Annotated in this window: 14 protein-coding genes; 6 read left to right on the plus strand and 8 right to left on the minus strand. The window is 73.6% G+C overall.

Annotated elements, in window-relative coordinates:
• Positions 1–14: 14 nt before the first annotated feature.
• Genes AB0D93_RS17435 through AB0D93_RS17445 form a run of 3 tightly spaced genes read right to left on the minus strand, consistent with a single transcriptional unit; the run spans position 15 to position 3915 of the window.
• A complete protein-coding gene (locus AB0D93_RS17435; RefSeq protein ID WP_362120066.1) occupies positions 15–2399 on the minus strand; it encodes a molybdopterin cofactor-binding domain-containing protein in 2385 nt (794 codons plus the stop codon).
• 5 nt (positions 2400–2404) lie between these two features.
• Complete coding sequence (locus AB0D93_RS17440; protein ID WP_362120068.1) at positions 2405–3022, minus strand: (2Fe-2S)-binding protein; 618 nt, start codon at positions 3020–3022, stop codon at positions 2405–2407.
• Entirely contained in the window at positions 3022–3915 is an 894-nt protein-coding gene (locus AB0D93_RS17445) for a xanthine dehydrogenase family protein subunit M (protein WP_362120070.1), read from the minus strand. The genes AB0D93_RS17440 and AB0D93_RS17445 overlap by 1 nt, the downstream gene beginning before the upstream one ends.
• Positions 3916–4256: 341 nt before the next feature.
• Here AB0D93_RS17445 and AB0D93_RS17450 point away from each other — a divergent pair, with 341 nt between their 5' ends.
• Together AB0D93_RS17450 and AB0D93_RS17455 are read left to right on the plus strand one after the other, a co-directional pair.
• A complete protein-coding gene (locus tag AB0D93_RS17450; RefSeq protein ID WP_362120072.1) occupies positions 4257–5930 on the plus strand; it encodes a PucR family transcriptional regulator ligand-binding domain-containing protein in 1674 nt (557 codons plus the stop codon).
• 167 nt (positions 5931–6097) lie between these two features.
• On the plus strand, positions 6098–6865 hold the full coding sequence (locus AB0D93_RS17455) for a hypothetical protein (protein WP_362120074.1): 768 nt from the start codon (positions 6098–6100) through the stop codon (positions 6863–6865).
• Between the two features lie 188 nt (positions 6866–7053).
• Here the strand turns inward: AB0D93_RS17455 and AB0D93_RS17460 are convergent, their stop codons facing one another.
• Positions 7054–7854: a GntR family transcriptional regulator gene (locus AB0D93_RS17460; RefSeq protein WP_362120076.1), complete on the minus strand. Its 801-nt coding sequence runs from the start codon at positions 7852–7854 to the stop codon at positions 7054–7056.
• Between the two features lie 514 nt (positions 7855–8368).
• On the opposite strand from AB0D93_RS17460, the gene AB0D93_RS17465 reads away from it, so the two are divergent.
• The gene (locus AB0D93_RS17465; protein WP_362120078.1) at positions 8369–9418 is read left to right on the plus strand and encodes a DUF2637 domain-containing protein; all 1050 of its coding nucleotides are present in this window, start codon (positions 8369–8371) and stop codon (positions 9416–9418) included.
• 374 nt (positions 9419–9792) lie between these two features.
• On the opposite strand, the gene AB0D93_RS17470 is transcribed toward AB0D93_RS17465, so the two are convergent.
• The 3 genes from AB0D93_RS17470 to AB0D93_RS17480 all read right to left on the minus strand — a co-directional run bounded on the left by AB0D93_RS17470 (position 9793) and on the right by AB0D93_RS17480 (position 14445).
• Positions 9793–10266, minus strand: coding sequence for an ATP-binding protein (locus AB0D93_RS17470; RefSeq protein WP_362120080.1), 474 nt, complete (start codon positions 10264–10266; stop codon positions 9793–9795).
• Between the two features lie 303 nt (positions 10267–10569).
• A complete protein-coding gene (locus AB0D93_RS17475) occupies positions 10570–12312 on the minus strand; it encodes a pyruvate dehydrogenase (RefSeq protein WP_362120082.1) in 1743 nt (580 codons plus the stop codon).
• A 75-nt stretch (positions 12313–12387) separates the two neighbouring features.
• A complete protein-coding gene (locus AB0D93_RS17480; protein ID WP_362120084.1) occupies positions 12388–14445 on the minus strand; it encodes a protein phosphatase 2C domain-containing protein in 2058 nt (685 codons plus the stop codon).
• A 493-nt stretch (positions 14446–14938) separates the two neighbouring features.
• Here AB0D93_RS17480 and AB0D93_RS17485 point away from each other — a divergent pair, with 493 nt between their 5' ends.
• Entirely contained in the window at positions 14939–15919 is a 981-nt protein-coding gene (locus AB0D93_RS17485; RefSeq protein WP_362120086.1) for a helix-turn-helix domain-containing protein, read from the plus strand.
• A 60-nt stretch (positions 15920–15979) separates the two neighbouring features.
• The gene (locus AB0D93_RS17490; RefSeq protein WP_362120088.1) at positions 15980–16462 is read left to right on the plus strand and encodes a DUF456 domain-containing protein; all 483 of its coding nucleotides are present in this window, start codon (positions 15980–15982) and stop codon (positions 16460–16462) included.
• Positions 16463–17027: 565 nt separating this feature from the next.
• Here the strand turns inward: AB0D93_RS17490 and AB0D93_RS17495 are convergent.
• On the minus strand, positions 17028–18215 hold the full coding sequence (locus AB0D93_RS17495) for a GDSL-type esterase/lipase family protein (RefSeq protein ID WP_362120091.1): 1188 nt from the start codon (positions 18213–18215) through the stop codon (positions 17028–17030).
• Positions 18216–18385: 170 nt separating this feature from the next.
• Here AB0D93_RS17495 and AB0D93_RS17500 point away from each other — a divergent pair, with 170 nt between their 5' ends.
• Positions 18386–18757, plus strand: a complete 372-nt coding sequence (locus AB0D93_RS17500; protein WP_362120093.1) for a PPOX class F420-dependent oxidoreductase — start codon at positions 18386–18388, stop codon at positions 18755–18757.
• Positions 18758–18773: the final 16 nt, after the last annotated feature.

Below are 18773 nucleotides of genomic sequence, written 5' to 3' on the forward strand. Positions count from 1 at the left end.
TGTGGGGTTGTGGGTTACGCGGTGCCCGTGAGGTGTTCCGGCCGCACCGGCGTCCGGTTCAGCTCCAGCCCGGTCGCGTTCCGGATCGCCGCGAGGACGGCCGGGGTGGACGACAGGGTCGGGGCCTCGCCGATACCGCGCAGCCCGTACGGGGCGTGGTCGTCGGCGAGTTCGAGCACGTCGACCGGGATGGTCGGCGTGTCGAGAATCGTGGGGATCAGGTAGTCCGTGAAGGAGGGGTTCCTGACCTTGGCGGTCTTCGGGTCGACGATGATCTCCTCCATCACCGCCACGCCCAGGCCCTGGGTCGTACCGCCCTGGATCTGACCGATGACGGAGAGCGGGTTGAGCGCCTTGCCGACGTCCTGGGCGCAGGCCAGTTCGATGACCTTGACCAGGCCGAGTTCGGTGTCGACCTCGACGACCGCGCGGTGGGCGGCGAAGGAGTACTGGACGTGTCCGTTGCCCTGGCCGGTGCGCAGGTCGAAGGCCTCGGTGGGCCGGTGCCGCCACTCCTCCTCGACCTCCACGACCTCGTCCTCCAGTACGTCGGCCAGGTCGCCGAGGACCTCGCCGCCGTCGGTGACGACCTTGCCGCCCTCCAGCAGGAGTTCGGCGGTCGCCCAGGCCGGGTGGTAGGAGCCGAACTTGCGCCGGCCGATCTCCAGGACCTTCTCGCGGACCAGCTCGCAGGCGTTCTTCACGGCGCCGCCGGTGACGTACGTCTGCCGGGAGGCCGAGGTCGAACCCGCCGAGCCGACCTGGGTGTCGGCCGGGTGGATGGTCACCTGGGTGACCCCGAGTTCGGTGCGGGCGATCTGCGCGTGGACGGTGACACCGCCCTGGCCGACCTCCGCCATCGCGGTGTGCACGGTCGCGACCGGCTCGCCGCCCACGACCTCCATGCGCACCCTGGCGGTGGAGTAGTCGTCGAAGCCCTCGGAGAAGCCGACGTTCTTGATGCCGACCGCGTAACCGATTCCGCGGACGACGCCCTCGCCGTGCGTGGTGTTGGACAGACCGCCCGGCAGCTGCCGGACGTCGGCTCCCTCGCTGGACTCCCACTGGCGCTCCGGCGGCAGGGGCATCGCCTTGATGCGGCGCAGCAGTTCGGCGACCGGCGCCGGGGAGTCGACCGGCTGCCCGGTCGGCATGATGGTCCCCTGCTCCATGGCGTTGAGCTGCCGGAACTCCACCGGGTCCATGCCGAGCCGCGCGGCCAGCTTGTCCATCTGCGCCTCGTAGGCGAAGCACGCCTGGACCGCGCCGAAACCGCGCATCGCGCCGCAGGGCGGGTTGTTGGTGTAGAGGGCGATGGCCTCGATGTCGACGTCGTCGATCACGTAGGGGCCGACCGACAGGGAGGAAGCGTTTCCTACGACCGCCGGGGAGGCGGAGGCGTAGGCGCCGCCGTCCAGGACGATCTTGCACTTCATGTGCGTGAGCTTGCCGTCCCTGGTGGCACCGTGCTCGTAGTAGAGCTTCGCGGGGTGCCGGTGGACGTGACCGAAGAAGGACTCGAAACGGTTGTAGACGATCTTCACCGGCTTGCCCGTGCGCAGCGCCAGCAGGCAGGCGTGGATCTGCATCGACAGGTCCTCGCGGCCGCCGAACGCGCCGCCGACGCCGGCCAGCGTCATGCGCACCTTGTCCTCGGGGAGGCCGAGGACGGGCGCGATCTGGCGCAGGTCGGAGTGGAGCCACTGGGTGGCGATGTAGAGGTGGACGCCGCCGTCCTCCTCCGGCACGGCGAGGCCGGACTCGGGGCCGAGGAAGGCCTGGTCCTGCATGCCGAAGGTGTACTCGCCCCTGACGATCACGTCGGCGCGCTTCGCGGCCTCGTCGGCGTCGCCGCGGACGATCGGCTGCCGGTGCACGATGTTGGGGTGCGGGACGTGGCCGGAGTGGTGGTCGTCGCGGTTCTCGTGGACGAGGACCGCGTCCGGCGCGGTCGCGGAGGCCTCGTCGGTGATGACCGGGAGTTCCCTGTACTCGACCTTGATCTTCGCGGCGGCGCGGCGGGCCGTCTCCGGGTGGTCGGCGGCGACGATCGCGACCGGCTCGCCGTGGTGGCGTACCTTGCCGTGGGCGAGGACCGGGGTGTCCTGGATCTCCAGGCCGTAGTTCTTCACCTCGGTGGGCAGGTCGTCGTAGGTCAGGACCGCGTAGACGCCGGGCGTGGCCAGGGCCTCACCCGTGTCGATCGAGACGATCTCGGCGTGCGCGACCGTGGAGCGCAGGATCTGGCCCCACAGCATGTCCTCGTGCCACATGTCGGACGAGTACGCGAACTCGCCGGTGACCTTGAGGGTGCCGTCCGGGCGGAGCGTGGACTCGCCGATGCCGCCCTTGGTCTGGGAGCCCTGCGTGATCTTCGTAGGAGCGCCGTTGGTCGGCATGTGTGTCAGACCCCCTCGGACTGGCGGGCGGCCGCCAGGCGGACCGCGTCCATGATCTTCTCGTAGCCCGTGCAGCGGCACAGGTTGCCCGACAGCGCCTCACGGATGTCCGCGTCGGTCGGGTTCGGGTTGTGCTCCAGCAGTTCGTCGGAGGCGACGAGCAGACCCGGCGTGCAGAAGCCGCACTGGACGGCGCCGGCGTCGATGAACGCCTGCTGGATCGGGGAGAGTTCGCCGCCCTCGCCGGTCTGCGAGTCGGTGCCCTTGGCCTTCCTCCCCCAGGCTTCGCCCGGGGGGACCCCCAGCTTGGCCTCGTCGAGGGCGGTGCCGTTCGAGCCGCAGGCGCCGGTGGCGCAGCCGCCCTCGGCGCGCTGCTTGGCGAAGTCCGCCAGGCCCTCGACGGTCACGACCTCGCGGCCCTCGACCTGGCCGGCCGCGACCAGGCAGGAACAGACCGGCACGCCGTCCAGGCGCACGGTGCAGGAGCCGCACTCGCCCTGCTCGCAGGCGTTCTTGGAACCCGGCAGGCCCAGGCGCTCGCGCAGGACGTACAGCAGGGACTCGCCCTCCCAGACGTCGTCGGCCTCCTGCGGACGTCCGTTGACGGTGAAGTTGACGCGCATTACGCAGCTCCCTCAGTGGTGCGGCGGGCGCCGCGGTACGACTCCCAGGTCCAGGTGAGCGTCCGGCGGGCCATCACGCCGACCGCGTGGCGGCGGTAGCTCGCGGTGCCCCGGACGTCGTCGATCGGGTTGCAGGCGCCGGAGCACAGCTCCGCGAACTGCTTGGCGACCGAAGGGGTGATGATCTTTCCGTTGTCCCAGAAGCCGCCCTCGTCGAGCGCCGCGTTCAGGAACTCCTCGGCCGCCTTGGCCCGCACGGGCGTGGGCGCGGCGGAGCCGATGCCGGTGCGCACGGTGCGGGTCTCGGGGTGCAGCGCCAGGCCGAACGCGCACACGGCGATGACCATGGCGTTGCGGGTGCCGACCTTCGAGTACTGCTGCGGGCCGTCGGCCTTCTTCACGTGCACGGCGCGGATCAGTTCGTCGGGCTGGAGCGCGTTGCGCTTGACGCCCGTGTAGAACTCGTCGATCGGGATGCGGCGGGTGCCGCGGGCCGCGGACTCCGCCTCGACCTCGGCGCCGGCGGCGAGCAGGGCGGGGTGGGCGTCACCGGCGGGCGAGGCCGTGCCGAGGTTGCCGCCGACGCCGCCGCGGTTGCGGATCTGCGGGGAGGCGACCGTGTGCGAGGCGAGCGCGAGGCCCGGCAGCTCGGCACGGAGGTTCTGCATGATCCTCGTGTACGGGACGGACGCGCCCAGCCGTACGCTCTCCTCGCCGACCTCCCACTCGTAGAGGTCGCCGATGCGGTTGAGGTCGAGCAGGTACTCGGGCCGGCGGTGGTCGAAGTTGATCTCGACCATCACATCGGTGCCACCCGCAATCGGCACAGCGGTGGGGTGCTCGGCCTTCGCGGCGAGCGCCTCCTCCCAGCTGGCGGGGCGAAGGAAGTCCATGACCGGCTCTCTTCTTCGTCTCGTGAGTCGTACAGATTGAGCCAATCCGTGTGCGGCGGGCCCGGCTCGTTCATGTCCTGTTAACGCGGAGTGGACTCAGTACACCGCCCCGCGTCCGGCTGGGTCAGTCACCGAAACCATGAAGGAGTTGGCTGGCCACGGCGGGCATCTTGTAGATTCGTATGAACGGAGGTCATCGGTAACCTCTCCGTTTTCCTGGAGAAACGCAGGGAACAGCGCGGAGACGCCGGAGAACGCCCCAGGCGTGCGATTCCGGGTGACTCCCCGGTCACCCTCCAAGATCCATCGTAGGTTTCGAGACAAAGAACGGCGGCAAAGAGATGCGGCTGCGCGCACTTCTGGACACCGATGCGCTGGGCCTGCGGCTGCTCGGCGGCGAGGAGGAGCTGGACCGGTCGGTCCGCGGGGTCATGACCACCGACCTGCGCGACCCGAGCCGCTACCTGTCCGGGGGCGAGCTGGTGCTGACCGGGCTGGCCTGGCGCCGGGACGCCGCCGACTCCGAGCCGTTCGTACGGATCCTGGTGCAGGCCGGCGTGGCGGCGCTCGCGGCCGGTGAGGCGGAGCTCGGCGACGTGCCGGACGACCTGGTCCTGGCCTGCGTCAAGCACCGGCTGCCGCTGTTCGCGGTGCACGAGTCGGTGGCCTTCGCCACGATCACCGAATACGTGGTCCGGCAGGTCTCCGGCGAGCGCGCCGGGGACCTGGCGGCCGTCGTGGACCGGCACCGGCGGATGATGACCTCGGGACCGGCGGGCGGCGGCCCGGACGTGGTCCTGGACCTGCTCGGCACCGACCTGGACCTGCGCGCCTGGGTGCTCTCCCCCACCGGCCGGCTGATCGCCGGCTCCAAGGAGGCGGGCCCGGCGCTGCCCGCGGAGACCTGCGCGAAGCTCGCCGCCGAGCATCTGGCCGCCGCCCGCACCGGCCGGCGCGGCCCGTACCGGATCCTGCTGGGCGGTTCGACGTACTCGCTGTTCCCCATCCGCTCCTCCGGCCGCTCCCCGCAGGCCGCCCGCGACGTGCGCGAGACGGTGCTGTCGGACTGGCTGATGGCCGTCGAGGCGGACGCCGGTGACTGGCCCGAGGAACGCCTGGACCTGCTGCAGGGCGTGACCCAGCTGATCGCGGTCGAGCGGGACCGCCGGGACGCGGCGCGCACGGTGCGGCGCCGGCTGGCGCAGGAGGTGCTGGAGCTGGTCCAGACGGGTGCCGCGCCGGCCGAGATCGCGGCCCGTCTCAGGGTGGCCGCCCCGGTGCTGCTGCCCGGGCTCGGCACGGCCCCGCACTGGCAGGTCGTGGTGGCCCGCGTGGAGTGGGAGGGCGGCGAGGTGGAGGGCGGCCCGGTCGCCCAGTCGCTCTTGGAGGAAGTGCTGGTCGACCCGCTGGCGACCGGCCCGGAGCCGTCCGACCGGATCGCGGTCGCGCACACCGGCGACGAGGCCATCGCCCTGGTCCCGCTGCCCGCGGTCTCCTCCGAGCACGAGGGCTCGGAGACCGGGCTGCTGGCCGACTCCCTGCTCCAGTCGGTGCGGGAGACGCTGTCGGCGGGCCTGAACGACGACGGGCGGCTCACCCTCGGCGTCAGCGCGGCCGTGCACTCCGCGGAGGGCCTGCGCGGCGCCCTGGAGGAGGCCCGGCACGCCCGCCGGGTGGCGGCCGCCCGCCCGGGCCGGGTCTGCGCGGCGGGGCACCAGGAGCTGGCGTCGCACGTCCTGCTCCTGCCCTTCGTGCCGGACGACGTCCGCCGCGCCTTCACCGCCCGCCTGCTGGACCCGCTGAAGGACTACGACCGCCGCCACCGGGCCGAGCTGATCCCGACCCTGGAGGCCTTCCTGGACTGCGACGGCTCCTGGACCCGCTGCGCCACCCGGCTCCACCTGCACGTCAACACGCTGCGCTACCGGGTGGGCCGGATCGAGCAGTTGACGGGACGGGACCTCTCGCGCCTGGAGGACAAGCTGGACTTCTTCCTCGCCCTGCGCATGAGCTGAGGTCAGCAGGGGCGCGTGTCGGCCAAACCCGGTCACGCCCGCACCCCACGACTTTGTGAAATCTTTCACCCGCCCCCTTGGCCCGGCCGGGCGATCGGTGCTGGAATGCCGCCACCACTCAACAGCTCGATGGCGTGCTCGGGGAGGGCAACGTGGCGCACACCGCCATGTCTGGTAACGGAACGACCGCCGGTGACGATCCACTCCAGACCGCGGTATGGCGGTTGCGCTCGCGGGCCTGCTGGGCGGACGCGGCGGCCCTGCTGCCACCGGACACCCCCGCCACGGCCCTGCAGCGGGCCGCGCTGCTGGTGGAACGGTGCCTGTACACCGAACGGGGCTGGGAGGACGCGGAGGACGCCCTGCGGACGGCGGAGGCGCTCGCGCACAGCGACGAGGAACGGGGGGCCGCGGCCTGCGAACGCGGCCAACTCGCCTACACGGCCACGCTGCACGGGGTGCGGGACCGGGCGGACGAGGCGCGGGCCGCACTGGGCCGGGCGGCGGCCCTGATCCCCCCGGGGGTGCCCGGCCGGGCCCTGCTGGACTTCCGCCGGGGTCTGATCGCCGAGAACCTGACCCGCTCCCCGCAGGCGGCACGGGCGGCGTACCGCCGGGCCCACGCGGGAGCCACGGCGCAGCCGGACCCGCTGCTGCTGTCCTTCACCTGGCGGCACCTCGCCGGACTGGCCCTGCGGGACGGCGAGTTGACGGAGGCGCGGCACGGGTTCGCCGAATCCCTGCGGATCCGCGAGGAGTTGGGCTATCTGGTGGGTACGGCGCCCGCGCTGGCCTCCCTGGCGGACGCGGAGTCCGAACCGGAGGCCTCGCGGCTGCGGGAGGAGGCGGGGCGGCTGTTCCGGCTGCTCGGGGGTGTACCGACCTGGCTGGCACGGCAGTTGGCACCGCCTGCGCCGGGGGTGGCCACGGCGTAGGGGTGGGTGCCGGTGCACCGCCGGGTCGGGCGGGCGGGGCTGGGGCACGGCTCCCCGCACTTCCCGGGGATCTGCGGCCGGAAGGGCACGGGGCACCGCAGCCGCAGCAGCCGGAAGGGCACGGGGAACCGCGCGAGCGACCACGTCGGGCCCGCATCCGGGAGACGCCCGGCGCCCGACCGGCCCGCTCAGCCCGTCCCGGCGAAGTGTCCCGTCACCAGCCCCCGCACGCCGTCCACGTCCCCGGCGATCAACGCCTCCAGCAGAGTCACGTGCTCCGCCGCGTCCGCGACCAGGTACGGCCGCCCTTGCCGGACCGGCGGCCACTGCGACCGGCGGTGCAGGTCCGAGGCGATACCGACCAGCTGCTCGTTGCCCGACAGGGCGAGCAGCGCGCCGTGGAAGGCCCGGTCGGACTCCGCGTACGTCGCCGGACAGCCGGAGGCGGCCGCGCGGACCGTCTCCTCCGCCAGCGGCCGCAGCTGCGCCCACCGCTCACCCGGCACGGTGCGGGCGAGCCGCAGCATCACCGGCACCTCGATCAGCGCGCGCACCTCGGCCAGTTCGGCGAGCTCCCGCGCCCCCCGCTCGACCACCCGGAAGCCGCGGTTGGGCACGACCTCGACGGCGCCTTCCAGGGCGAGCTGCTGCATGGCCTCCCGCACAGGTGTGGCCGAGACCCCGAACCGTTCACCGAGCACCGGCGCCGAGTAGACCTCGCCCGGCTTCAGCTCGCTCGTCACCAGCGCCGTGCGCAGCGCGTCCAGGATCTGCCCGCGCACCGAGGAACGCTGCACCGCCGGCCGCGGGCCCGGAATCGGCCGCTCACTGTGCGTGTGCTCACCGCGCGCGGCGGACTCGGCGGTGTCCCGCTCGCGGCAGCGGCCGAGGGTGTCCGCCGAGCGCGCCTGCTCAGGCACCCGGTCACGGCCGGACGCCCGGCGCTCCGGCGTCCCCGTCCCGGCGGGGCCCTGCACGCCCTGCTTCACGGGTCCCTCCTGGCGGCTTGTCGGCACTTGGGTCATTTAACGACGGGTTGTCACTGGTCCGTCAAGCACCATAGGCGCCCGAGGCGGTAGTTCAAATTCACAAATCAGTAACTAAGGTTAGGCTCACCTATTAAATCGGCCCACGGCGTCAGGGTCCGCCCCGGTCCCCGTGACGCACGTCTCGTACGACCGCGCCGCCGCCCGCACGGCCGTACGCCATCCCTCCGCGGCCCACCAAGATCAACACCGGCGTGATCGCCCCGTACCCGCGCGGGCCCGGACAGGTGATTCACAACGTCCTCACGTGCCGCAGGAACTTTCCGGGGAACCGCCCGTGCGGGTAGTCTTATTCGAACTCAACTCCCGCCGCTCAAGTGGCAGTTCGAGCAGAACGCCGTCCTGGGCATCCCCTTGCACTTCGTTGGCGGCCTCTTGCCCCGAAACCCCCTGAGGGCCGTCGGGAGTGGGCCACTATGGCGGGCGTTACGCCCTATCCCAATGCAAGGGACCCCTGATGAGACTGACCGACATATCGCTGAACTGGCTGCTTCCGGGCGCCGTACTGCTCCTGGGGATGCTGGCGGCGGTGGCGGTGCTCGCGCGCGGCAAGCGCTCCTCCGGGGAGAACGCGAGCGCGGACGACTCCTGGGAGCGCAGCGAGGAGCGCCGCAGACGCAAGGAGGCCATCTACGGCACCGCCTCCTACGTGCTGCTGTTCTGCTGTGCGGCGGTCGCCGCCGCACTGTCCTTCCACGGCCTCGTCGGCTTCGGCGAGCAGAACCTGGGGCTGACCGACGGCTGGCAGTACCTGGTGCCGTTCGGCCTGGACGGCGCCGCGATGTTCTGCTCCGTCCTCGCGGTGCGCGAGGCCAGCCACGGCGACGCGGCGCTCGGCTCCCGGATCCTCGTGTGGCTGTTCGCCGCGGCGGCCGCCTGGTTCAACTGGGTGCACGCCCCGCGGGGCGCCGGCCACGCGGGCGCCCCGCAGTTCTTCTCCGGTATGTCACTGTCCGCGGCCGTCCTGTTCGACCGGGCCCTGAAGCAGACCCGCCGCGCCGCCCTCCGCGAGCAGGGGCTGGTGCCGCGCCCGCTGCCGCAGATCCGCATCGTGCGCTGGCTGCGCGCCCCCCGCGAGACCTACAGGGCCTGGTCGCTGATGCTCCTGGAAGGCGTGCGCAGCCTGGACGAGGCCGTCGAGGAGGTCCGCGAGGACAAGCGGCAGAAGGACGAGACGCGGCAGCGCCGGCGCGACCAGCAGCGGATCGAACGCGCCCAGCTGAAGGCCATCAGCCGGGGCCACCGCGGCTTCGTCAGCCGGGGCGGACGGCAGGTCGAGGTCGAGGTGCAGGCCGTGGAGCGCGGCCCCGCCCAGGCGACCGCGGAGCCTGCCATATCCACCGCGGAACAGCTGCCCGTACGCGCCCGCCCCTCCCTGCAGCCCGTCCGCAGCGGGTCCGCTGAGCAGGTGACCGTCGACCTCACGGCGGAGGACGACACCATGGCCCTGCCCCGGCTGGACTCCCTGGAGCGCAAGCTGAAGGACCTGGAGCAGCAGTTCGGCTAGGTCCAGCGGTGCCGACGGGCCGGGGGCGTGACCGCACGGGTCACGCCCCCGGCCCGTGTCCCGTCCCGCCCGTACCGCCCGTACCGCGTCCTGTCCCGTTCCGTGCGCCGCGCCGCCTCGGCCGGGGCTCGCGGCGACCGGCGCCGGAGGCCGGCGGGCATGCGCCCCGGCAGGGGCCGCGGGGAGCCGGAAGACCGGCTCAGCGGACCCGCCCCGGTGAGCCGACGTACCCGCGGAGCGTCACGCCGCCTCGGCCGGCACTCGCGGCGACCGGCGCCGGAGGCCGGCGGGCCTGGACCCCGGCAGGAGCCGCAGGGAGCCGGAAGACCTGCCTCCGCGGACCCGCCCCGGTGAGCCGACGTACCCGCGGAGCGTCACGCCGCCTCGGCGCCCAGTTCGAACCACACCGACTTGCCCACCCCGTGCGGCCGTACCCCCCAGGAGTCCGCGAGGGACTGCACCAGCAGCAGGCCCCGCCCGTGGGTGTCCTCGTCCGAGTCCGGCCCTCTCGTCTCCGGTCTGCGGGCGACGAAGTCCCGTACCTCCACGCGCAGTCCGCCCGGCTCCACGACGGCCGTGAGGACCGCGTCGTCGTCGGTGTGGACGAGCGCGTTGGTGACCAGTTCGCTGGTGAGCAGTTCGGCGATCTCCGAGCGGCCCGGTTTGCCCCAGTGCCGCAGCAGTTCGCGCACTTCCCGGCGGGCCTCGGGCACCGCCCTGAGATCCGCCCGCCCCAGTCTGCGCCGGAGCCGGCGCGCGTGTTCCGCGATGGTGCCGGCCTCTTCCCCCGTCGTCGCCGAGGAGCCCCCGACGACCGCGGGACCGCCCCCTCGTGCCTGACTCTTCATGACCCCCGCCCGCACGCCGCTGGACCCTGCCCCTCCTGGTCGAACACGTTCACGGAGGATGCTTGCCCAGCGCGCACACAGGCAGTCATCACGCATGCCCGATGACCGGCGGTTCGGCCACGCTCGTACGGCGTCCGGGCCAGCCGCGGGGCGGCGCCGCGGCCGTCCCGCCGGCACCCCGCACGGCGCTGGGCGCCACGGACGCCCCGGGACGGCAGGGCAGATGCGCCCGGCACCGGCCGTCGGCACACCGTCACGCGCCGTGAAACTGGCCGAAATCCGCTCCCTCGTGCCGGTGTTTCCTCAAGGGCGCGGCACGTTGCGCAGGTTGGAGCGGGCCATCTGGACCATCCGGCCGACGCCGCCGTCCAGCACGATCTTGGAGGCGGACAGGGCGAAACCGGTGACCATCTCGGCGCTGATCTTCGGCGGGATCGACAGGGCGTTGGGGTCGGTGACGACGTCCACCAGGGCCGGCCCCCGGTGCTTGAAGGCGTCCTTGAGGGCGCCGGCCAGTTGCTTGGGTTTCTCCACCCGCACCCCGTAGGCGCCGCACGCCCGGGCGACGGCGGCGAAGTCGGGGTTGGTGTTGGCGGTGCCGTAGGAAGGCAGCCCGGACACCATCATCTCCAGTTCGACCATGCCGAGGGAGGAGTTGTTGAACAGCACGACCTTGACGGGCAGGTCGTACTGCACGAGCGTCAGGAAGTCCCCCATCAGCATGGAGAACCCGCCGTCACCGGACATGGAGACCACCTGCCGGCGTCTGTCGGTGAACTGGGCGCCGATCGCCATGGGCAGCGCGTTCGCCATCGAGCCGTGCGAGAACGAACCGATGATCCTGCGGCGGCCGTTGGGCGAGAGGTACCGCGCGGCCCACACGTTGCACATGCCGGTGTCGACCGTGAACACGGCGTCGTCGTCGGCGACTTCGTCGAGGAGGGCGGCCACGTACTCGGGATGGACCGGCACGTGCCTGTCGACCTTGCGGGTGTACGCCTTGACCACACCCTCCAGCGCGTCGGCGTGTTTCTTCAGCATCCGGTCGAGGAAGCGCCGGTTCGTCTTCTCCTTCACCCGCGGGACGAGACAGCGCAGCGTCTCGCGTACGTCGCCCCACACGGCCAGGTCGAGCCGGGAACGCCGGCCCAGCACCTCCGGCCGCACGTCGACCTGCGCGATCTTCACGTCGTCGGGCAGGAAGGCGTTGTACGGGAAATCGGTGCCCAGCAGGATCAGCAGGTCGCACTCGTGGGTGGCCTCGTAGGCGGCGCCGTAGCCGAGCAGTCCGCTCATGCCCACGTCGAACTTGTTGTCGTACTGGATGAACTCCTTGCCGCGCAGGGCATGCCCCACCGGGGACTTGATCTTCTCCGCGAACTCCATGACCTCCGCGTGCGCTCCCGCCGTGCCGCTGCCGCAGAAAAGGGTTACTCTCCCTGCCGCGTCGATCATCTCCGCGAGTGCGTCGATCTCGGCGTCGCCGGGCCGGACGGTGGGCCGGGAGGTGACGAGGGCGCTCTGCGCGGCCTTCTCCGGGGCCGGTTGGGCGGCGATGTCCCCGGGCAGCGCGACCACGCTGACACCGCTCTGCCCGACCGCGTGCTGGATGGCGGTCTGCAGCAGCCGGGGCATCTGCTTGGGACTGGAGATCAGTTCGCTGTAGTGGCTGCACTCCTGGAAGAGCCGGTCGGGGTGGGTCTCCTGGAAGTAGCCGAGGCCGATCTCGCTCGACGGGATGTGCGAGGCGAGCGCGAGCACCGGCGCCATGGACCGGTGCGCGTCGTACAGGCCGTTGATCAGGTGCAGGTTACCCGGGCCGCAGGAGCCCGCGCAGGCGGCCAGCTTCCCGGTGATCTGCGCCTCGGCGCCGGCCGCGAAGGCGGCGGTCTCCTCGTGCCGTACGTGGATCCAGTCGATGGCGGCGTTGCGGCGGACGGCGTCCACCACCGGGTTGAGGCTGTCCCCGACCACGCCGTAGAGGCGGCGCACACCGGCGCGGACGAGGATGTCGACGAACTGCTCGGCAACGTTCTGTCTGGCCATGTTCTCTCGTCCGCCTCTTCGGTGGTCCCGGATCCCGCCGTGGTCGTCGGTTCCATCCAGGCACACAGAGAGCGGTTACGCCTCCCAAACCGCCGCGGCCGTACGGTCGTCGGCGTAACCCTTCACCCGCACCTGGGCGTCGGCGAGGAACGCGGCCAGGCCGGGCGCGGTGCGTCCGGACCAGCGGCGGGCCAGGTAGGCGCACAGGGCGGCCTCGCCGCGCAGCGGGTCGGCCAGGCCCGCCGAGCACATCACCAGCGCATCACCCGGGCGGGCTACCGAGGCGCGGAACCGGAACGGTTCCCGGGGCGGCTCAGGCGCCGGCTCGTACGGGCTCGGCGGGGTCGGGATGCCGAGGTCCATGGTGAGCCGGTCGCCCTGGGGGGTTTCGGCAAACGTTTTCGCGGGCGGGGAGCCGAAGCCGACCACGGCACCGCCGACGGTGTCGGCGGTCGACACCTGCGGCTCGATGTCCTGCCACGCGCCGTCCCGCAGCCGGAACAGACCCCCGTCGCCGACGCCGAAGAACACGCGGGTACGGCAGTCGGGGTCGGCGGGCAGCAGCAGACAGCGCAGGCTCGCCGTGTACTCGTCCGGGTCGACGCCCTGTTCGGCGGCGCTCGCGCGGAGCCTGCCGAGGCTGCGGTCGGTCAGCCGGTGCAGCCCCGCCTTCAGATCGCCGCGCCGCGACGCCCGGAGGTCCTCCACGAGCCGGTGATGGCTGCGGCCCACGGCCCGCCCGATCCACCGGCACGCCTCGGCCGCCGCCAGATGGGCGCCGGGCGCGCCCCGCACGCCGGTCGCCAGGGCGACGAGGACCAGCCCCTGCTCTCCCGTCCCGAACCGGGCGGTGAGCAAGGAGTCCCGGCGCGGCTCGCCCCGGTACCGCGCCGAGTCCCCCCGCAGGGACACGGCCCGCAGCGTGCACGCCCCGTACCGGGCACCGTCCAGCACGGTGTCCGCGACCAGTTCCCCCAACCCGTCCGGGTCGGCGGCGGGCAGCGCGGTGGGCTCCGGGTCGTAGGTGGGCGGGCCGGAACCGACGTAGTCGATGGCGGAGGGGGGCGGGGGCGGGGCGAGAAGCGGCGGCGCGGCCGAGTCCGGGGCGGGCTCGGGGAGCGGGAGGGCCGGCAGGTCCTGTGGATCAGGGGCGCCGAGGGAGGACCCCGGGTCCTGCGGCGCACCGTCGGCGGACGGGGTGGAGGGGGCAGCGGAGTTGGAGGGGGTGGAGGGAGCAGAGGGGTCAGAGGGGGTGGAGGAAGCACAGGGAGCAGAGGGGACGGAGGGTGACAGGAAGGCCGACGGATCGTGCGGCCCGGGAGGCGCGGCGGGGGACCGCGGGTCCTGCGCAGCGCCGTCGGCGGAGGCGGCGGTCGGCGACTCGGCGACCGACGGGGCCTGGGCGTCGGGCGGCACGGCGGGGGACTGCGGGTCCTGGGTGTCCGGCGGCACGCCGGGGGATCGCGGGGCCTGCGGTCCGGGGAGCGGCGCGGGTGCCGGCCGGGCCGGTGCCGGGCGGTCGGACGCGGGCGGTGCCGGGCGGTCGGACGCGGGCGGTGCCGGTGGGGCGGGGGTGCTGGGCGTCGGGCGGGCGGGGGCGGTGGACGTCTGCCGGTCGGCCGGTTCCGGACGTGCCGAGGCCGGAGCCGGCGGGAACGCCGAGGGGGCCGGGGGCGTGGCCGGCGAAGGCTCCCAGGGCCGGCGCTGCCGGGGCGGCGTGTCGGTCGCCGTGCGGGGAGCGGGCGGAGGTGAGGTCGGGGGGACGGGCGGTGGGACGGCGGAGGCGTCGGCCGCACGTTGGGCCGGCACCGCGCTCTCCCGGGGCTCCGTTCCGCCCGCGCCTGCGGCTCCTCCCGCCACGCCGCCGCGTTCCACGCCGCCGTCGCCGCTCCGCTCACCGCCGTCGCCGCTCCGCCCGCCCGGCACCGGGTCGCGCGGCGGCCCGGCCTCGCCCGGCGCTTCCCCGTCGTACCGTGCCGTCGGCCGGTCCGTCACCGTGCGCTTCGCGGAGGCGAAGCGGTCGTCCAGGGAATCGGGCGCGACAGTGGGCCCCGTGTCGTCGGTGGAGTCGTCGTACAGCTGTCCCCACCAGTCGTCCTCAGAACGGGCGGGCCTTCCCCCCTGCTGGCTCATGCCCCTAATTGTCCACCGCACGGGCCGTGGGAAAACGGGTCATCGGGAAATTCCGGCGCACCCTGCCGCGTCGAAGGGCGGTTCGAGTGAGGGACTGAACAGCCGTACGAGGGGCGGGAGATGGCCGCCGGACGGCCCCACCCCCCACGGGAGGACCGTCCGGCGACGTTTCCAAGTGGCCCGGCCCCGGATCCCCTTCGCGTGGCTCGCACACGTCCGGGCCCGGACCACACCCCGGGCGACCGGCCGTGGTGAGACGCCGGTCGGATGGCCGGATTGTGGCTTGGTTTCCTGGGACGCGGCTGTGAATCGACAGCGGGGGCACGTCCCATGGTGCTGCCACCTTGGCAGAGTCACCTGCGGTACGGCGATGATGTTCCGCGGCGGGTTTGCGCCGCGGCCGGTTTCCGCCAGGCGGGCCCCGCCGTGGCGGCGGGTTGGTGGCGTGATCTGGGCCTGGGTCCAGGCGTGTTCCAGGGAGGGGCGTGGGCCGGTGCTGGCAGCGATAGGACTGGACGAGACGCACGAGGCGGCGTACCGGGCGCTGGTGTCCGTGGGCGCGGCCGACGTGACCGACCTGGCGCGGCGCCTCACCCTGGCCGAGCCGGACGCCGAGCGGGCGCTGCGCCGGCTGGAGCGGCAGGGGCTCGCCGCCCAGTCCCCCGCCCGGCCCGGCCGCTGGGTGGCGGCCCCGCCCGGGGTGGCGCTCGGCGCGCTGCTCACCCGGCAGCGGCACGAACTGGAACAGGCGGAGCTGGCGGCGGCGCTGCTCGCGGAGGAGTACCGGGCAGCGGCGGGCGAGCCGGCCGTGCACGACCTGGTGGAGGTGGTAACCGGTTCCTCGGCGGTCGCCCAGCGTTTTCTGCAGCTGCAGCTGGGGGCGGCCGAGGAGGTGTGCGCGCTGGTGACCGGCAATCCGGTGGTCGTGTCCGGGGTGGAGAACGAGGCGGAGGAGCAGGCGGCGGGGCGCGGGGTGCGCTACCGGGTGGTGGTGGAGCGGGCGGTGCTGGACCTGCCGCACGGGCTGACGGAGCTGACGGCGGCACTCGGCCGGGACGAGCAGGTGCGGGTGGTGGACCGGGTGCCGACAAAACTGGTGATCGCCGACCGCTCGCTCGCGATGGTGCCGCTGACCTCGCGCTCGGCGGAGCCGGCCGCGCTGGTGGTGCACGCCAGCGGGCTGCTGGAGCTGCTGGCCGGGCTGTTCGAGTCGGTGTGGCGGGAGGCGCTGCCGTTGCGCCTGGGCACGGCGGGGGTGACCGAGGAGCAGCCGGACGGGCCGGACGCCACGGATCTGGAGGTGCTCTCGCTGCTGCTGGCCGGTCTGACCGACGCGAGCGTGGCCAAACAGCTCGGCCTGGGCCTTCGCACCGTGCAGCGGCGGGTGCGGCGGCTGATGGAGCTGGCGGCGGTGACGACCCGGCTGCAGCTGGGCTGGCACGCGTACGAGCGGGGCTGGGTGACCCGCCCGTAGACCCGGGCCCGCCCGGCGCTCACCTCTGCCGTTTCGCGGCTTCTCCGGCACTCTGGGCAGATGGGAGTGTGGGAACTCCTGCTGGTCGGAGTGGTCGTCGTGCTCGGCCTGTGCGGGGTACTGGTGCCCGGCGTGCCGGGGTCGTGGCTGGTGTGGGCCGCCGTGCTGTGGTGGGCACTGACGGACCCGCAGCCGCTGGCCTGGGCCGTCCTGGTGGGGGCGACCACGGTGCTGCTGCTGTCGTTGGCCGTCCGCGCCGCGCTGCCGCCGCGCCGGCTCCGCCAGAGCGGCGCCACGCCGGGGATGGGGGTGTACGCGGGCGCCGGCGCGTTCGCCGGTTTCGTGCTGTTGCCGGTGCTGGGCGCCGTGCCCGGTTTCATGGCCGGCATCTATCTGCACGAGCGGTTCCGCCTGGGCCGGCACGGTGAGGCGATGGCCGCCCTGCGTACGACGATGCGCTCGGGCGGCTCCAGCGTCCTGACGGAACTGTTCGCCTGCCTGCTGATCGCGGGGGCGTGGCTGGGGGCGGTGCTGTGGGGCTGAGCCGGTGGCGGCCCGGAGCGACGGCGGCCCGGCGCGGCGACAGCCGAAGTAGCGACAGCCCGGAGCGACGGCGGCCCGACGCGGCGACAGCCGAAGTAGCGACAGCCCGGAGTACCGGCGACCCGACGCGGCGACAGCCCGGAGAACCGGCAGCCCGGAGTACCGGCAGCCCGGCGCGGCGACAGCCCGGAGTAGCGGCAGCCCGGCGCGCGAAGGCCGGGCGGGCGTTCGGGTGCGGACCGGTACCTGGGCCGCGACGTCTTGAACAACGGCGGCTTCCCCCTCGTACCGCGACGGCCCCCCGGTAGCGGCTGTCAGCGCGGCGAGGTGGGGGCCGGGCGGCCCGGACCGGCCGGCCGCGCCCGCACCCGGCGCTCACGCCGCAAGAGCGCGAACCCTGCGGGCGCGTCACACCCGGCGGGAACCCGGCGGCAGCGTTTTCGCCACGGGATTCCGACGGATCCTGCCTGTGTCGGGCCGTCCCCGCTCCCCTGTCCCGGCACGGCCCCGCCGACCCGGCCGCGCAAGGGGCCCGTCGGCGCGGCCCGGCCCCGCGACGGATCCGTCAGCGCATCCCGGCGAGCGCCAGGTGGACCGCGTCGGCGACCACCGCCGTGCCCGCGTCGTTGAAGTGCAGGTGGTCGCCGGGGTCGTAGGCGCGCAGGAGGCGGGTCGGGGCGGCCGGGTCGCGCAGGGCGGCGTCGGCGTCGGCGACCGCGTCGAAGGCGCCGCCGGTGCGGATGAAGGCGTTCACCCGCTGTCGTACCGCCTCCCGGGCGTCCGTGTAGGCGGGGAAACCCCGGTACGGGGTGAGCGTGACCCCGACGACCCGGATGCCGCGGGCGTGGGCGCGTGCGACGAGTGCGCGGTAGGCGTCCGCGTAAGCGGTGACGTCGTCGGCCGTGGGGGTGCCCTTGATGTCGTTGATGCCCTCCAGGACGACCAGGACCCGTACCCCGGCCCGGTCCAGGGCGTCGGCGTCCAGGCGGGACAGGGCGCTCGGGCCGCTGCCGTTGTGCAGCAAACGGTTTCCGGAGATTCCGGCGTTGAGGACACCGAGCCGGTTCCCGCGCACCTGCTCGGCGAGCCGGTCGGGCCAGCGGTGGTTGGTGTCGGGCGTGGAACCGTTTCCGTCGGTCAGGGAGTCGCCGAACGCGACGATGCTGCCCGCGGCGCCGCCGAGGACGTCGACACCGGTTACGTAGTACCAGCGGCTGATGACGGTCGCGTAGGCGGCGCCGCCCTCGTCGGCGGCCCGGCCCGCGCCGGCCGGGGCCAGGTAGCTGGTCTGCAGGGCGGTCTGGTGGTAGGTCGCCGGACCGCTGTCGCCGGGGGTGTAGACGGTGACGAGGAGGTCGGCGGCGGCCGGGACGGGCAGCGGCACCGGGTCGGTGACCGTGTCCTGGCCGGGCGGCACGGTGACGGTCGGGATGCCGTCGAAGGTGGCGGTGCGCAGGGTGCTGGGCACGGCGTCGGGACCGGCCGCCCGGCGCAGCGCGACGGTGACCGCGCCGAGCCGCAGCGGCGCGGTGCCGAAACGGTTGCTGAGCCGGATGCGCACGGCCGTGCCACCGACGCTGAGGTGGACGACGTTGCGGATGGCGGCGCCGGGCAGTGCGGCAGCGGTTCCCGACGGCGCGGTCTCCCAGCTGCCGGTCCAGTGCGGCGCCGCCGGCGAGGCGACGGCCGGCGTCGTCGTGCCCGGCAGCATCGCCAGCAGCAGCACCGCGAGGACCCGTCCGACCCCGGCCATCTCCGCACCGCCCTTCCCCGTTGCCCGTCGGAGCAGACCGTGCCACACGGCCGGGCCGGGTCACGGCACCTTCGACGGCGGTCCACCCGCTCGGCGCAACCGGACGTAGGGCGGCGGCCCTAGGGCGCGGAGCCGATGTGCGGGGCCCACGGGCGTGCTTGGCTGCCGTCATGACCGAATTCAGCGAGGCGGAACGCGCGTATCTGGCGGCGCAGCGGCTGGGCCGTATGGCCACCGTCGACCCGCACGGGCAGCCGCAGGCGAACCCGGTGGGCTTCTTCGTCCAGGACGACGGCACGGTCCTGATCGGCGGCTACGCGATGGGGACGACGAAGAAGTGGCGCAATCTCCGGCAGAACCCGAAGGTCGCGCTCGTCGTGGACGACGTGGTGAGCGTACGGCCCTGGCGGGTGCGCGGCGTCGAGATCCGCGGTGAGGCCGAACTCCTCGTCGGACCGCATGACTTGGGCCCGCACTTCAGTGAGGAGGTGATCCGTGTGCATCCCCGCAGGGTGCACAGCTGGGGGCTGGAGGAGGAGTAGGGGGCCGGCGGCAGCG

The organism is Streptomyces sp. NPDC048191 (genome assembly GCF_040652655.1).
In the GTDB taxonomy this organism is placed as follows: domain Bacteria; phylum Actinomycetota; class Actinomycetes; order Streptomycetales; family Streptomycetaceae; genus Streptomyces.

Bases quoted from the DNA above. Each gene is read 5' to 3' on its own strand.
- AB0D93_RS17435 (WP_362120066.1), bottom strand. From the start codon at position 2,399: ATGCCGACCAACGGCGCTCCTACGAAGATCACGCAGGGCTCCCAGACC.
- AB0D93_RS17475 (WP_362120082.1), bottom strand. From the start codon at position 12,312: ATGGCCAGACAGAACGTTGCCGAGCAGTTCGTCGACATCCTCGTCCGC.
- AB0D93_RS17445 (WP_362120070.1), bottom strand. From the start codon at position 3,915: ATGGACTTCCTTCGCCCCGCCAGCTGGGAGGAGGCGCTCGCCGCGAAG.
- AB0D93_RS17495 (WP_362120091.1), bottom strand. From the start codon at position 18,215: ATGGCCGGGGTCGGACGGGTCCTCGCGGTGCTGCTGCTGGCGATGCTG.
- AB0D93_RS17465 (WP_362120078.1), top strand. From the start codon at position 8,369: ATGAGACTGACCGACATATCGCTGAACTGGCTGCTTCCGGGCGCCGTA.
- AB0D93_RS17500 (WP_362120093.1), top strand. From the start codon at position 18,386: ATGACCGAATTCAGCGAGGCGGAACGCGCGTATCTGGCGGCGCAGCGG.
- AB0D93_RS17470 (WP_362120080.1), bottom strand. From the start codon at position 10,266: ATGAAGAGTCAGGCACGAGGGGGCGGTCCCGCGGTCGTCGGGGGCTCC.
- AB0D93_RS17440 (WP_362120068.1), bottom strand. From the start codon at position 3,022: ATGCGCGTCAACTTCACCGTCAACGGACGTCCGCAGGAGGCCGACGAC.
- AB0D93_RS17455 (WP_362120074.1), top strand. From the start codon at position 6,098: ATGTCTGGTAACGGAACGACCGCCGGTGACGATCCACTCCAGACCGCG.
- AB0D93_RS17450 (WP_362120072.1), top strand. From the start codon at position 4,257: ATGCGGCTGCGCGCACTTCTGGACACCGATGCGCTGGGCCTGCGGCTG.
- AB0D93_RS17480 (WP_362120084.1), bottom strand. From the start codon at position 14,445: ATGAGCCAGCAGGGGGGAAGGCCCGCCCGTTCTGAGGACGACTGGTGG.
- AB0D93_RS17490 (WP_362120088.1), top strand. From the start codon at position 15,980: ATGGGAGTGTGGGAACTCCTGCTGGTCGGAGTGGTCGTCGTGCTCGGC.